Source organism: Thermodesulfitimonas autotrophica, assembly GCF_003815015.1.
In the GTDB taxonomy this organism is placed as follows: domain Bacteria; phylum Bacillota; class Desulfotomaculia; order Desulfotomaculales; family Ammonificaceae; genus Thermodesulfitimonas; species Thermodesulfitimonas autotrophica.
On record NZ_RKRE01000001.1, the window covers coordinates 494689 to 508872 of the forward strand.

13 protein-coding genes are annotated in these 14184 nt (G+C 60.6%); 1 reads left to right on the top strand and 12 read right to left on the bottom strand.

The window, feature by feature from the left end; all coding sequences use genetic code 11:
* Positions 1-18 precede the first annotated feature (18 nt).
* From hslU to dprA, 6 genes are all read right to left on the bottom strand, one after another.
* On the bottom strand, positions 19-1407 hold the full coding sequence (hslU, locus tag EDD75_RS02540; protein ID WP_123927573.1) for an ATP-dependent protease ATPase subunit HslU: 1389 nt from the start codon (positions 1405-1407) through the stop codon (positions 19-21).
* A gap of 21 nt (positions 1408-1428) precedes the next feature.
* On the bottom strand, positions 1429-1959 hold the full coding sequence (hslV, locus tag EDD75_RS02545) for an ATP-dependent protease subunit HslV (protein WP_123927576.1): 531 nt from the start codon (positions 1957-1959) through the stop codon (positions 1429-1431).
* 27 nt (positions 1960-1986) lie between these two features.
* Positions 1987-2898: a tyrosine recombinase XerC gene (xerC, locus tag EDD75_RS02550; protein ID WP_123927579.1), complete on the bottom strand. Its 912-nt coding sequence runs from the start codon at positions 2896-2898 to the stop codon at positions 1987-1989.
* Between the two features lie 104 nt (positions 2899-3002).
* Positions 3003-4313: an FADH(2)-oxidizing methylenetetrahydrofolate--tRNA-(uracil(54)-C(5))-methyltransferase TrmFO gene (gene trmFO / locus EDD75_RS02555; protein ID WP_123927582.1), complete on the bottom strand. Its 1311-nt coding sequence runs from the start codon at positions 4311-4313 to the stop codon at positions 3003-3005.
* The gene (gene topA / locus EDD75_RS02560; RefSeq protein WP_425451640.1) at positions 4310-6412 is read right to left on the bottom strand and encodes a type I DNA topoisomerase; all 2103 of its coding nucleotides are present in this window, start codon (positions 6410-6412) and stop codon (positions 4310-4312) included. Before topA ends, trmFO begins: the two co-directional genes overlap by 4 nt.
* A 100-nt stretch (positions 6413-6512) precedes the next feature.
* Complete coding sequence (dprA, locus tag EDD75_RS02565; protein ID WP_123927587.1) at positions 6513-7622, bottom strand: DNA-processing protein DprA; 1110 nt, start codon at positions 7620-7622, stop codon at positions 6513-6515.
* A gap of 268 nt (positions 7623-7890) precedes the next feature.
* On the opposite strand from dprA, the gene EDD75_RS02570 reads away from it, so the two are divergent.
* Positions 7891-8646: a gamma carbonic anhydrase family protein gene (locus EDD75_RS02570; protein WP_211328052.1), complete on the top strand. Its 756-nt coding sequence runs from the start codon at positions 7891-7893 to the stop codon at positions 8644-8646.
* A gap of 195 nt (positions 8647-8841) precedes the next feature.
* Here the strand turns inward: EDD75_RS02570 and EDD75_RS02575 are convergent, their stop codons facing one another.
* The 6 genes from EDD75_RS02575 to ruvC all read right to left on the bottom strand — a co-directional run bounded on the left by EDD75_RS02575 (position 8842) and on the right by ruvC (position 14075).
* Entirely contained in the window at positions 8842-10878 is a 2037-nt protein-coding gene (locus EDD75_RS02575) for a SpoIID/LytB domain-containing protein (protein WP_123927589.1), read from the bottom strand.
* A 123-nt stretch (positions 10879-11001) separates the two neighbouring features.
* Positions 11002-11190, bottom strand: coding sequence for a DUF2905 domain-containing protein (locus tag EDD75_RS02580; RefSeq protein ID WP_123928341.1), 189 nt, complete (start codon positions 11188-11190; stop codon positions 11002-11004).
* Positions 11191-11357: 167 nt separating this feature from the next.
* On the bottom strand, positions 11358-11912 hold the full coding sequence (locus EDD75_RS02585) for an epoxyqueuosine reductase QueH (protein WP_425451641.1): 555 nt from the start codon (positions 11910-11912) through the stop codon (positions 11358-11360).
* Between the two features lie 45 nt (positions 11913-11957).
* Positions 11958-12986 carry a Holliday junction branch migration DNA helicase RuvB gene (ruvB, locus tag EDD75_RS02590; RefSeq protein ID WP_123927595.1) on the bottom strand — a complete coding sequence of 343 codons (1029 nt, stop codon included), beginning with the start codon at positions 12984-12986 and terminating at the stop codon, positions 11958-11960.
* Positions 12983-13570: a Holliday junction branch migration protein RuvA gene (gene ruvA / locus EDD75_RS02595; protein ID WP_170157675.1), complete on the bottom strand. Its 588-nt coding sequence runs from the start codon at positions 13568-13570 to the stop codon at positions 12983-12985. Before ruvA ends, ruvB begins: the two co-directional genes overlap by 4 nt.
* A 19-nt stretch (positions 13571-13589) precedes the next feature.
* On the bottom strand, positions 13590-14075 hold the full coding sequence (gene ruvC / locus EDD75_RS02600; RefSeq protein WP_123927600.1) for a crossover junction endodeoxyribonuclease RuvC: 486 nt from the start codon (positions 14073-14075) through the stop codon (positions 13590-13592).
* Positions 14076-14184 lie beyond the last annotated feature (109 nt).

A 14184-nucleotide genomic window follows, 5' to 3' on the forward strand; every position in this document is an offset into this window, starting at 1 on the left:
GGAAAACCCCCCCGTAATCTACAGGATGTAACGGCTCAGGTCCTCCCGGGCCACGATCGGTCCTAACTTTTGCGTCACGTAGGCCTCGTCGATCGTAACTGTCTGCCCCTGAAGCTCGGGCGCTTGAAAAGAAATATCTTCCAGAAGCTTCTCGAGAACGGTGTGCAAACGCCGCGCGCCAATATTTTCTGTTTGTTCATTAATAGTATAAGCGATATCGGCGATGGCGCCAAGGGAATTTTTTGAAAATTCAAGTTTCACGCCTTCAGTGGCTAAAAGTGCCACGTACTGTCGGATCAAAGCGTTGGTCGGCTCCGTCAAAATCTGCAGAAAGTCTTCGCGCGTAAGGGCCTTCAGCTCTACCCGGATCGGAAAGCGTCCCTGCAGCTCCGGAATCAGGTCTGACGGCTTAGTAGTGTGAAAGGCCCCTGCGGCGATGAAGAGGATGTGGTCCGTTTTCACCGGTCCGTATTTGGTATGGACCGTTGAGCCTTCGACAATGGGCAAGATGTCCCGCTGCACGCCGCCCCGCGAAACGTCAGGGCCTGTTCCGCCCTCACGCCCGGCGATCTTATCTATCTCGTCGATAAAAATGATGCCGTCCTCCTCTGCGCGCGTGATCGCTTCACTCGTCACCTCATCCATGTCAATGAGCTTGTTAGCCTCTTGCTGGGCGAGGATGCGGCGCGCCTCCTGGACGGTAACCCGCCGTTTCTTCTTGCGGGCGGGGAAAACACTACCCATCAGGTCCTGGAAGTTGATCCCCATCTCTTCCACCCCGGCGCCCGAAAAAATCTCCAGGAAGGGAACCGTCCGGTCCTCCACCTCGATCTCGATGTATTCGTTCTCGAGCTCGCCCCGCGCCAGCCGCTCCCGGAGCACCTGCCGCCGGTAATCGACCTGCCGCATCTTTTCTTCCGTCTGAAAATCCTCACCGCCCGCGCGCGCAGTCCCAAAGATAAGCTCGAGCGGGTTACGCAAATTCCGCTCCGGGTAGGGCGCCATGATCTCTACAATGCGCTCGGCAGCAAGTTCCCTGGCCTTCTCTTCTACAGCAGCGAACTTTTCCTGCTTGACCATCCGGACCGCCGTTTCTACCAGGTCGCGGACCATACCTTCGACGTCCCGGCCGACGTAGCCGATTTCGGTAAATTTCGTGGCCTCGACCTTGACAAAGGGCGCGTTGACGAGCCGGGCCAGCCGCCGGGCAATCTCCGTTTTTCCCACACCCGTCGGGCCAATCATAAGGATGTTCTTAGGCATCACCTCGTCCCGCAGCTCCGGCGGCAGTTTACTGCGGCGGTAGCGGTTCCGTAGCGCGACAGCCACCGCCTTTTTAGCCTCGTCCTGCCCTACAATGTAACGGTCAAGCTCGGCAACAATCTGGCGCGGCGTAAGATACTCCAATTCGTTAAAGCCCCCTCTAAACTAAAGTTCTTCCACCGTGATCTGCTCGTTCGTATAGACACAGATGGATGCCGTTATCCGCAACGCTTCCCGGGCAATCGTTACGGCATCGTATCCCGTATGGTACAAGAGCGCCCGGGCGGCCGCCAGGGCGTACGGTCCTCCTGAACCGAGCGCCACGATGCCGTCGTCCGGCTCGATCACTTCACCGCTCCCCGTGACCATAAGCAGGTGCTCGCGGTCCGCTACTACAAGAACCGCTTCTAACCGGCGCAACAGTTTGTCGGTGCGCCACTCCTTCGCTAAGTTTACCGCCGCCCGTAAGAGGTTACCCTGCGCCTCTTCTAACTTCCCCTCAAAACGGTCGAAGAGGGCGAGCGCGTCCGCAACGCTCCCCGCAAATCCCGCTAACACCTTTCCATTATAAAGGCGCCGGACCTTGCGGGCCCCCTGTTTGATGATGGTGTTCTGCCCAAGCGTCACCTGCCCGTCGCCAGCCAGGGCCACCCGGCCATCCCGTTTTACCGCCACAATCGTCGTCCCCTGAAGCATTTTCCCTCACTCCTCACCCCGCGTTTTTTACGCCCTGGGGTGCGTCTTTTCGTAAACCCGCTTCACTTTTTCTTTGCTCAGGTGCGTGTAAACCTGCGTCGTGGAAAGGCGGGCATGTCCCAACAACTCCTGTACCACCCGCAGGTCGGCACCGCCGTCCAGCAGGTGGGTGGCGAAAGAGTGGCGTAGGGTATGCGGGCTTACCCGTCCCTCCACCCCCGCCTGCGCCGCGTAAGTCTTGATAATATTTCTGACCGCTCGCGCGGAAAGGCGCCGTCCCGACCGGTTAAGGAAAAGAGCGTGCTCTACGGCGCCGGTGCGTTGCCCGAGCAACAGCGGCCGGCCGCGCTGCAGGTAAGCCCGCAGGGCACGCACGGCGTAGCTCCCCACCGGAACCAAGCGCTCCTTCGCGCCCTTGCCTAATACCCGCAGGCAAGCACCCCCTAAGTCCAGATCCCCAACATCTAGGCCCACGAGCTCCGAAACCCTCAAGCCCGCGCCGTAGAGGACCTCGAGGATTGCCCGGTCTCGCAAGCGCAGCGGTGAGGTTTGCGTCGCCGCCTCCACCAGCCGCTTCGCCTCCGCCTGGAAGAGGACGCGCGGGAGACGCCGTTCGCGCCGCGGCGAGGCAATTTTCGCTAACGGGTTGCCCGTAACCACGCCCTCCCGTACCAGAAACCGGAAGAAGCTCCGCCAGGCGGCAAGCTTGCGGAGAAGTGAATTCCGGGCAAGTCCCCGCTCATTCAGGTGAGCAAGGTAGCGGCGCACCAGCGCCGGGGTTATCGCCGCCGGCGTCAGTTCCTCATCCGGCACCTTGAGCACCGCCGCGAAAAAATCAATCCCGTCGAAGATGTCTTTCTGGTACTCCGCAACCGTTCGCGGCGAAGCCCGCTTCTCCGTTTGGAGAAAGATCAGAAAACGGTCGAGGTACCCGTACATCCATGTTCTCCTCCGCGGGTTACTACCAGGCCGGCCGCGCCCCAATTCCTGAACCTATCCCGTGCCGCCGCGAGCCGCCTATCAGTCTAAGGGACAAGTAGCTTTCATAGACCTACTTCACGCCGCCACGCATCGAGCACCCGGAGGGCCCGTTCGGCTAACATGAGGTTCCGCCGCTTCCGGTCCCTGATCTTTTCCGCAAGCGGCGGGAAAAGACCGTAGTTCACATTCATGGGTTGGAAGTTCTTCGGGTCGGCGGTGGTGATGTAACGCGTTAAGGCGCCGTGGGCCGTCTCTGGCGGGAAGATGACCGGTTCGCGCCCTTGAACCAGGCGTGCCGCGTTAATTCCCGCGATCAACCCTGCGGCTGCCGACTCCACATAACCCTCTACCCCCGTAATCTGTCCGGCAAAGAAGAGCCCCGGCCTTCTTTTACACTCCAGCGTCGCCGCAAGCAGCACCGGGGCGTTGAGGTAGGTGTTCCGGTGCATGACCCCGTAGCGCACAAACTCCGCGTTCTCCAGGCCCGGGATCAGCCGGAAGACACGCTGCTGCTCCCCCCACTTGAGGTTGGTCTGAAAGCCCACCATATTTAAAAGGGTCCCCTCGCGGTTATCCTGCCGGAGCTGCACCACCGCATAGGGCCGTTTCCCGGTGCGGGGGTCGATGAGGCCTACCGGTTTCAACGGGCCGAAAAGCAGGGTCTCCTTCCCGCGCGCCGCCATCGCTTCCACCGGCATACAGCCCTCAAAATGGACCTCCTGCTCAAACGCCTTAAGCGGTGCCCGTTCGGCCGTCACCAGGGCTGCGTAAAACCGCTCGTATTCCTCTTCCGTCATCGGGCAGTTGAGGTACGCCGCCTCGCCCTTCTCGTAGCGGGAGGCCCAGAAGACCTTTTCCATATTGATCGATTCGAGGGTAACGATCGGCGCGACCGCATCGTAAAAATAGAGGTAATCCTCGCCCGTCAGCTCCCGGATCGCCCGGGCGAGGGCGTCAGAGGTGAGCGGCCCCGTAGCGATGATTGCCGGCGTATGGTCCGGAATCGCCGTTACCTCTTCGCGCCGGACCGTGACCAGCGGCTCGCGGGTGAGCGCCTCAGTGATATAGCCTGCAAAGGCCTGGCGGTCAACCGCCAGCGCACCTCCCGCGGGAACCCGGGTGGCGTCTGCCGCCTGCATAATGAGCGAATCAAGCCGCCGCATCTCTTCTTTCAGGAGCCCTACCGCGTTCTCTAGCGCCTGCGCGCGCAGGGAATTAGAGCATACTAACTCGGCGAAATCGCCCGTGTGGTGGGCAGGCGTTTTTTTCTCTGGGCGCATCTCGTAGAGGATAACCGGTACCCCCCGGCGGGCAACCTGCCACGCCGCCTCGGACCCCGCAAGGCCGGCACCGACAATCAGCACGCCCTTCATTCTCCCGTTCCTCCTCCGGCCCGCTCAACCGGTCGTTTGTAACCGCACTCCTTATTCAAACATACCAGAAACTCTTGTTTGCGCCCCTTTTCGCGCACTAACAGGCCGTTGCACTGGGGGCACCTTTCTTTTACCGGTTCGCGCCAAGTGGTGAAAGCGCACTCCGGGTAGCGGCTGCAGCCGTAAAAAGGCCGCCCCTTCTTGGTGTGGCGCAACACGAGTTCCGCGCCACACTCGGGGCAAGGGATACCTGTCCCCGTGCGGAGCGGGCGGGTATTCCGGCACTCCGGAAAACCGGGACAGGCCAGGAATTTACCGTAGCGGCCTTGCTTTACCACCATCGACCGCCCGCACCGCTCACAGACCTCCCCGGAGACTTCTTCCGTTACCTTGATCCGCTCGACTTCAATATCCGCCTTACGCAGCTCTTCCTTGAACGGCTCGTAGAAATCTTCCAGCAACTTCACCCAGTCCGCCTTGCCTTCCTCAATAGCGTCAAGCTTTTCCTCCATCATCGCGGTGAACTGGATGTCGATTATCCCCGGAAAGTAGGCTTTTAGCAATTCGACAACCGTTTTCCCCAGCTCGGTGGGGTGGAGAACCCGGCCCTTACGCGATACGTAACCCCGCTTGATGATCGTTTCGATCGTTGGCGCGTAAGTGCTCGGGCGACCAACGCCATTCTCTTCAAGCGCCCTGACAAGCGAAGCCTCCGTATAGCGGGGCGGTGGCTGTGTCCAGTGCTGCTTGGGTACCAATTCGACCAGCGAAAGCCTTTCCCCTTCTACGAGCTCCGGAAGCGCAACGCCTAACTCTTCCTCTTCGGGAGTCTCCCCCACAAGCTGCAAAAAGCCCGCAAAACGCAGCACGGCGCCGGTGGCCCGGAAAAGGTAGTCCCCCGCGCCGATATCCACCCGCGTTACGTCAAAAACGGCGGGAGCCATCTCACTGGCAACAAACCTTTCCCAGATCAGCCCGTAAAGTTTGAACTGCTCCTCCGTCAGGTACTTTTTTATCGCTTCTGGTTCGCGCGCCACGGCGGTAGGCCTTATCGCCTCGTGCGCGTCCTGGATGCGGGTTCCTTTCGGCAGCACAGTTCTCTCCTTGCCGTCCCCCGCATATTCCCGGCCGAACCGCGCCGTTATGTACTGCGCCGCCTCCTGGGCGGCGGCAGTGGCAACCCGGACCGAATCCGTGCGGATATACGTTACCAGGCCCACCGGGCCTTCTTTCCCCAGCTCGATGCCCTCGTAAAGCTGCTGCGCGATTAGCATCGTCCGCTGGGGGGTGAAGCCGAAGCGCTTGTTGGCTTCCTGCTGTAACGTACTCGTGGTAAAGGGCAACGGTGGCCGCTTAATTTTCTCCTGACGCCCGATCCGGTAAACGGTGAAGGGCTGCCCCTGAAGAGCAGCAAGAACCGCCTGCACATCTCCTTCCGAACGCAACGCCACCTTTTCTTCGCCCATCTTCATAAGCCGGGCCTCAAAAGGCGGATATCCTTCTTTCTGCAGGCGGGCGGTCAGCGTCCAGTACTCTTCCGGAACGAAGGCCTCAATCTCTTTTTCCCGGTCGCAGATGAGACGTAACGCCACCGACTGCACCCTGCCCGCAGAGAGGCCCCGCCGCACCTTACGCCAGAGGAGCGGGCTCAAGTTATAACCAACCAGTCTATCAAGCACCCGCCGGGCCTGCTGCGCATTCACCTGGTGGATATTGATCGGTCGCGGTTTCTTAAGCGCCTCCGTGACCGCGGCTAATGTGATCTCGTTAAACTCTATGCGGCAGGGAGCCTCAGGCGGTATATTCAAGAGCTGGCAGATGTGCCAGGCGATCGCCTCTCCCTCCCGGTCGGGGTCCGAAGCTAATAAGACCACGTCGTGATGTCCGCGGGCGCTCTTGAGCTCCCGGATCATCGCTCCTTTGCCCCTGATCGTGATGTACTTGGGTTGAAAACCCCTCTCCACGTCCACACCAAGCTCGCTCTTCGGCAAATCCCGCACGTGACCCATCGAAGCCCGCACCGTATAGGACTTGCCGAGGAACTTGGCGAGCGTCCTCGCCTTTGCCGGTGACTCCACGATAACGAGAGTTTTCATTATGCCTTAGCCATCACCCCGTAAAAACCTCAGGATGTAGCAAAACGCCGCCGGGTTTCCTCTTCTTGCTGGCAGGAGCCGCCTTTTGAATCGCGCGGCCCTTTCACGAAGGTGATTCCCCCTCAGCCAGCGCCGCCCGGCGGGTTTTGACGTACAGCCCACCGGGAAACGCGCGTACAAAGCCTTTCAACTCCAGATATACCAAAACCGAAAGCACTTTATGCGCCGGCGCTTTCAACCGCCGGATAATCTCTTCCTGCGTAAGCGCTTCGTCATCCAAAAGCGTCAGGAGGGCCGTCTCAAACTCGTCGAGCGCCGGCCCGCCCGAGCCGGCAGCCGGAAAGAGCACAGCCTGACCAATTCCTTCCAGGACATCAAGACCGCTGGTTACCGGTCGCGCTCCTTGCTTCAAAAGCCAGTTCGGACCAAAGCTGAGCGGGCTGGTAATATTGCCGGGAACCGCCATCACCTCCCGGCCCTGCTCCAGCGCCAGATCAGCGGTGATCAGCGCCCCGCTCCGCCTCCCGGCCTCTACCACCACCACGGCCTGTGACAACCCGGCAATGATGCGGTTGCGTACCGGGAAATGCCACGGCTCCGGCGGCATGCATAGGGGGAACTCGGTCAAAACCAGCCCCCGGGAGGCAATCTCCTCTAACAGTTGCTGGTTTTCCCGGGGATAACAGGTATCAAGGCCGGTGCCAAGCACGGCAATCGTTCGCCCTCCGGCCGCGAGAGCCCCGCGGTGGGCCGCCGCGTCCACGCCTCGGGCAAGGCCGCTCACCACCGCAACCCCGGCCCCGGCAATCTCTCCGGCCAGCTCTTCCGCAACCACGCGTCCGTAGTGTGAGCAGCGGCGCGTGCCCACAATAGCTACCGCCACCTCACCCGCAACCAGGTTACCACGGTAGAAAAGGGCCGCCGGCGGATCTGGGATTTCCCGCAAAGGGGCAGGATAATCCTCGTCCGCCAGGGTGACGAAACCGGCGCCAGCCTGTCTTAGTTTATCTAATTCCCGCTTGATGTCAAGGGCATCCCGGCGCCTGACCAGTTCTGCAGCCTCCTTTTCTCCAAGCAATGCCGCCAGCCGGGCAAAAGGAAGCCTGAAAGCTTCCCGGGGCGAACCAGCTACGGCGAGAAGATCATGGAACCGGCGGCTCTGCCCCGGCAGGAGAAGCTGCCAGGCCAGGTAAAAATCCCGTTCCTGCTGCAAACGGCCCCCTCCTAAAATCACATCTCCTTGGGGCGATTGTATTTTTTACCTTCCGGACAAGCCATCCCTTCTCCTGCTGCCGCGTTTACTTTTTTCTTCGACAAAATATTCAGAAATTTTTAAGGCAGAACGGCAGGAATCTACCGTTGACAACGGAATAGTGGTTTTTAAAAGTGGGGAGGTGAGAGTTTTTTCGGTAAAGCTTTCTTCCTGAAAGAAAGAACGCCCTTTCCCTTAAAACCATAATCCACGCGGGAGGTATCAACAGATGCGTTTGCCTAAGATGCTAACCGTTGTTGCAGTCGGTGCCACCCTCTGCTTTACCGCCGGCTGCGCTTCCACCCAAACCACCGCCACAAAAGAACCGGCCAAACCGGCGAACATCAGGCCGAACGTTGTGACCACCTTTAACCCCACGACGGAAACCCCGGTTATCGCCAAGGACGCCTATATTGACCCGTTAGCTTCCGTCATCGGCAATGTCGAAATCGGTTCTAAGGTTTACGTGGCGCCGTTCGCCTCCGTCCGCGGCGATGAGGGCCAGCCGATTTACGTCGGCGAAGGCTCCAACGTCCAGGACGGTGTGGTCCTGCACGCACTGGAAACCGAGGATAACGGCAAACCGGTGGAAAAGAACCTGGTTGAGTACGGCGGCAAGAAGTACGCCGTTTATATAGGCAAACACGTTTCCCTGGCGCACCAGGCGCAAGTCCACGGCCCCGCGCTGGTTGACGACGGCACCTTCGTTGGCATGCAGGCACTAGTCTTCAAGGCCCAGGTCGGCAAGAACTGCGTTATCGAGCCGGGTGCCAAGCTTCTCAACGGCGTAAAGGTGCCCGACGGGCGCTACGTCCCCGCCGGGACGGTGGTGACCACCCAGGCGCAGGCCGATAAGCTCCCGGTCATCACCGACGCTTACCCGCTCAAGAACCTCAACAAGGGCGTCCTCCACGTGAACGAGCAACTCGCGGAAGGTTACCTTAAAGCCCAGGAAGGCGCGACGGGGGAAACCAAGTCGCACTAAGCCCGGGCCGGTGCAAGGTAACCGCGGCTGACGCTAATTTAGAGGGGGCTTACCACAAGCCCCCTTCCCTCTTCCTGATAGAAACCCATGTGCCGGCCGCCCCCTCATGCCGTTGCCCCCGCTGCCGGGCCGTTTTCTATTCTGCCCACGCCGCAAGCCCGGCTATCCGGCCCGGTCCCGCCTCCGCAGCCTGGCTTATACGTGCTCCAGAGTTGCCCCGGTATAATAAAAGTTTAAAATATCCCTGAAGTTTAAGCCCTGCTCCGCCATCGTACGCGCGCCCCACTGGGACATACCGAGGGCGTGCCCCCAACCGTTCCCCGTAAAGGTCACCCCAACAAGCGCCCCCGTGAGCGGGTCGTAAGTTTTTACGATGTCGGCCGCCGGCGCCTTGAGACGGAAGACGCAGCGCACCCAGTCGGCATTGCGGAGCGTTTGGACGCACGGCATACCATCCGGGCCGGTACCGTGGACTTCTAACTGCTTGATCCGCCCGCTGACCGCCGTCTTTCCGGTAACGTAGACCGCCGTGACCACGCTGAAATTAACCTGGCGCTCCTGGAGACAACGCGCGAGGTCATAAACCGAATAACTGACACTCCAGCCGTAGTGGGGGTTCTCTGGATGCCGGTCGTAAGGGTCGGCCTTACCCCGGATGTAACCGCACCAGTTGCGCCAGACATCCTCGCTATTCTCCGTATAGCCGCCGTCCGAACTATGAAAATAGGCAGTTACCACCTCACCGCCGTATTTCAGGACAAGCCCCTCCGTGGCCTTGATTGCCGCCGTCGTTTCCGGCCGCTCGGCGTCCATCCCGCCGTAAACCTGGTCCGCTTGCGTGGCGTAAACGTGGAAAGGCGCGTCCTCACTCTCCTGCACCTTCCGGAGCGCGTAAGAGCGAGCTGCCACCGCCTGGGCTTTCAAAGCCTCTGCCGGCCACCGGTACGGCATCTCACACGGCACCACGCCATAGAGATACTCCTCAATTGGCAGTTCGTTAACGAGAAGAAACTTCCCGCCCTGTAACCTAACAATGAGGTTGCCCCTGTACCGCCGCGAACCACCGCCGGTGTTCAATGTAAAATAGTTCCCGGTGGCACCACTACCCTCCGCCAGGACAAGCGGGCCGGCGAAGTTGCCGAGAAACTGACGGTTTTTCTCCAAGGCAATAGCATAAACGGTCTGGTCCACCGCTGCTTCGGGCAGAACCGTCAGCGAAAGCCCCAGTTGATCGGTATTAGCGGTTCGGAAAAGAACATTTCCCGTTAATCCGTCAACTAACGCATAATCGCCATAGACGCTCACCGCAGCCGGCACGTCTGCCGCCAGAAGCACTCGGACCGGCCGGGTGAAGGCACGCGCGGTAAAGGGTGGTACCTGCGGTTGCGCCGGCGCTTCCGGCGCCGGTCCCCGGGAGACGGTTTCTTCGCGCGCCGGAGGCTGCGCCGCGGGTACCTCGGGGACAGCTTCCACCAGCCAGCCGGCCACCCAGCCCGTCTGCCCCGTAGCCAGCCGCACTTTATACCAGCCGTCCCGCGCCTCTAAAAGCTCCAGCCGGAGCCCCCGCGCCATCCGCCCCACAATCCCGTAACCGGTTCCGGGGCCCGTCCGGAGGTTCACAACATCTCCTTTTACCACGAGCGCTCCGGTCGCGCCCTGCCCCGCGTTTTTCTCACTCGCCTGTCCCGCACCCTCTTTTTCAACCTGCGCCGCCAAAATAGGCTTAACGAGCCACCCTGCCACCCAGGCCAACTGGCCCTCCCGTAACTTCACCTTGTACCAGTCGCCCGAGCGCCCGGCTACGGCCAGCTGTGTTCCCTTGGTGGCCTGACCTGTTATTGCGTACCCGGTACCGGGACCGCGCCGCAGGTTAACCCGCTCCCCGGTAACCACCACGGCCGCCGGACTCTGGGAGATGCCCCCTCCGGCTGGCGCAGAAACCGCAGGCTTTACCAGCCAGCCGGCCACCCAGCCCGTCTGCCCCGTAGCCAGCCGGACCTTAAACCAGCCCGCTTGCGCGGCCAGGGAAACAAGCTTCGTGCCCGGCGCCACCCTTGCGATAACGGCGTAGCCTGTTCCCGGCCCCTGCCGGATATTCACGCTCCCCTTCTCTTGGACCACCAGTTCCGCCGCGCCCGCCGCCCGCGGCAAGAGGAAAACAAGGACGCCCCAAAATCCCAATACCAGCCAGGCAACCAGAACCCATTTAACAGCTTTCCTGAGCTCCGTCACCGGTTCCACCCTCCTGTGGGGCGCTCTTGCAGAACAAATTTCGACAGTGAACTTAAAATTCCTGCTCTCTTTAACAGATATTACGTTTTTTGGGAAGAAAGAGCGGGGGTAACAGACCGCTGCTCAACGCCGGAGCAGTAGATTAATGATAATGGTAAGTAAGATACTCAAAATGATACTTGTTGCCAGCGGAAAATAGAAGGTAAAGTTACCGCGGTGGAAGTAGATGTCGCCCGGCAGGCGACCCAAGCCCGGAATCTTTCCCGCAAAGAGCATAAGGACGCCAAGCGCCACTAAAAATATCCCCGCCATAATCAGAAGCTTCGCGAAACTCTGCCAGATTTCCACACCGTCTCCCCCTTGAAAACATGCACTTCTATAATATAGTGCTCTATCTTGATCCGTGCGTCCCGGCGCCTACCGAAGTATTTTCATTCCCGGTGGCGACGATTAATCGTCGTGAAACCCCCGAAAAAAATTCAGCCCTCACCGGCGGTCTTCCGGCCGCCTCTCTTCGGCAGGTAGCGTTCTTTTTCGCTGTAAAGGCAGCCGCAGTACTGCTGCCGGTACATCCCGCGCCGCTTCGATTCCGCCACGCCCTCCTTAAACCCCGGGCGGAAGTCACGGTAAAGAAAGGGCACGCCGTACTCCGCCGCCACCGCCGTGGCTATCTCCCGGATCAGTTCGTGCTTCTGGAAGGGGCTCACTAAAAGGGTCGTAGTGAAGGCCTCAAAACCGCCGTGCTTCGCGACGCCGGCCGTCTGCCGCAGCCGCAGCGCGTAGCAGAAACGGCACCGCTCACCTTCCCGGTAGACCACCTGGCGCAAGTAATCTTCCACCGGGTATTCCCGTGCGAAAATGACCGGCCAACCTTCCGCCTGAGCGTAAGCAGATAGAGTTTCTTCGCGGCGCCGGTACTCCGTATAAGGATGGATGTTCGGGTTGAAAAAGTAACCCGTCACCGCGTGGCCTTCCGCCTGCAGCACCTTAAGCGGGTAAATCGCGCAGGGGCCACAGCAGACGTGAAGCAGCACGCGCAAGTTTCCTCACCCCGAGCTTATTATCGTCTAAAACGACCTTCACCACAAGACCCCCTGCATCCCCTCCCGCGCGGGAGGCGCCACCCCGAGGTGGCGGTAAGCTAAAAGCGTCGCCACCCTCCCCCGGGGCGTCCGCGCTAACAGGCCGGCCTGCATGAGATAAGGCTCGACAACATCCTCGAGCGTTACCACCTCTTCCCCCGTAGCCGCCGCCAGGGTTTCAATGCCCGCAGGACCGCCTCCAAACCGTTCGATGAGCGTCGTGAGAAGCCGCCGGTCGGCCTCGTCGAGCCCTAATTCATCGACGCCGAGGAAATCGAGCGCCGCGCGGGCGGCCTCCTCAGTGACTGTGCCCTCTCCCCGCACCTGGACGTAATCCCGCACGCGCCGCAGTAGCCGGTTAGCCACCCGGGGTGTACCCCGCGAACGCCTCGCGATTTCGGCGGCGCCGGCGGCGGTAATCCTAACGTCCAGAAGCCCCGCCGCCCTGGTGATTATTTCGCTCAGTTCCTGCGGCGTGTAGTAGTCGAAGCGGATAATGAGGCCAAAACGGTCCCGTAGCGGCGAAGATAAAAGACCAGCCCGCGTAGTCGCGCCTACCAGGGTGAAAGGGGCGAGGCTGAGGCGGACCGAGCGCGCCGCTGGCCCTTTACCGATGATAATGTCGAGCGCAAGGTCCTCCATCGCCGGGTAGAGGATCTCCTCGACCGGCCTGCTGAGGCGGTGGATCTCGTCGATAAAAAAGACATCTCCCGGAGCAAGGTTGGTAAGGATAGCCGCAAGGTCTCCTGGCCGCTCGATGGCCGGGCCAGATGTGATCCGGATATTAACCCCCATTTCGCCCGCGATAATCCTGGCCAGCGTCGTTTTACCCAGCCCCGGCGGGCCGAAGAAAAGGACGTGGTCGAGCGTTTCGCGCCGGTTTCTGGCCGCTTCGATGCTAATCCGGAGGATCTCCTTGACCCGCTCCTGCCCGATAAACTCCGTCAGGCTCCGCGGGCGCAGCGCGGCTTCAACCGCCACATCCTCCGGCTGCGCTTCCAAAGCGACGACCCTTATCTCACTCATCCACCCTGCACATCCTTCCGTTTTAACAGTAGGTTGAGGGCAGCCCGCAAAATAGCCTCTACGCCGGTCACCCCTTCTTTCGTCACCCGCCGCACTGCCTCCTGAGCCTCCCCGCGCCGGTAACCCAGAGCCACAAGCGCCTCCACCGCGTCCGCAGTATCGTCACGGACCGGCGCTTCTCTCTTCCCCACCTTATCCTTCAACTCGAGGATCAGCCGCGCCGCAGTCTTCTTCCCGATGCCGGGAACCATCTGCAGCACCGCAACCTCGCCCTCGCGCACCGCCTTCTCGATCTCCGCCACGCTGAGACAGGAGAGAAGCGCCAGGGCGACTTTTGGCCCGACGCCGCTAATACCGAGCAACAGCCCGAAAAGCTCCCGCTCTCTCGCTTCGGCAAACCCGTAAAGCTCGACCCGCTCCTCCCTGAATAGCAGATGGGTGTAAACCCGGCATTCTGCTCCCAATTCGCCGAGCCGGGAGGCAAGGGAGACGGGAATGTTAACCCGAAACCCGATACCGCCCACCTCAATTATCGCCACGCCGGGCCCCACCCCGACTAATTTCCCGTGTAAGAAATCGAACATCGCCTGGCCCGTCTCTCGCTTAAACCTTCCTGCCGAGCGCCGTATGCAGGTGACAGATCGCCACCGCCAGTGCGTCGGCCACGTCATCCGGCGACGGCGGCGCCTCCAGTCCCAAAAGTTGCTGCACCATGTATTGCACCTGTTCCTTGGTAGCCCGGCCGTTTCCCGTAACCGCCCGCTTCACCGTCGCCGGTGCATATTCGAAAACCGGACAGCCCGCATCCGCCACCGCGAGAAGGGCCATTCCCCTGCTGTAGCCGACTGACATCGCCGATTCAGCGTTCTTATTAAAAAAAAGCTCTTCTACCGCCACCGCGTCCGGTTTGAATTTCTCAAGCACCGCCGCAATCGCCCGGTAGATAGTCTGGAGCCGTCGCGTCAGGACCCAGCCGGCTTCCGTCCGAATACAACCGAAATCAACGGCAACGAGCCGCGAACCCTTCTCGCCCCGCACTAAACCGTACCCGGTCAGCGCCGTTCCCGGATCGATCCCCAGCACCAGCATAACCGCTCCTCCCCACCAACTGCTTCCTCAGCCGCCAGCAGCCAACCCTCTATCAACTCTATCGGTTTCCGGCCCGCTTCTTTTATACCCTCACCGCCCGGGCGAAACT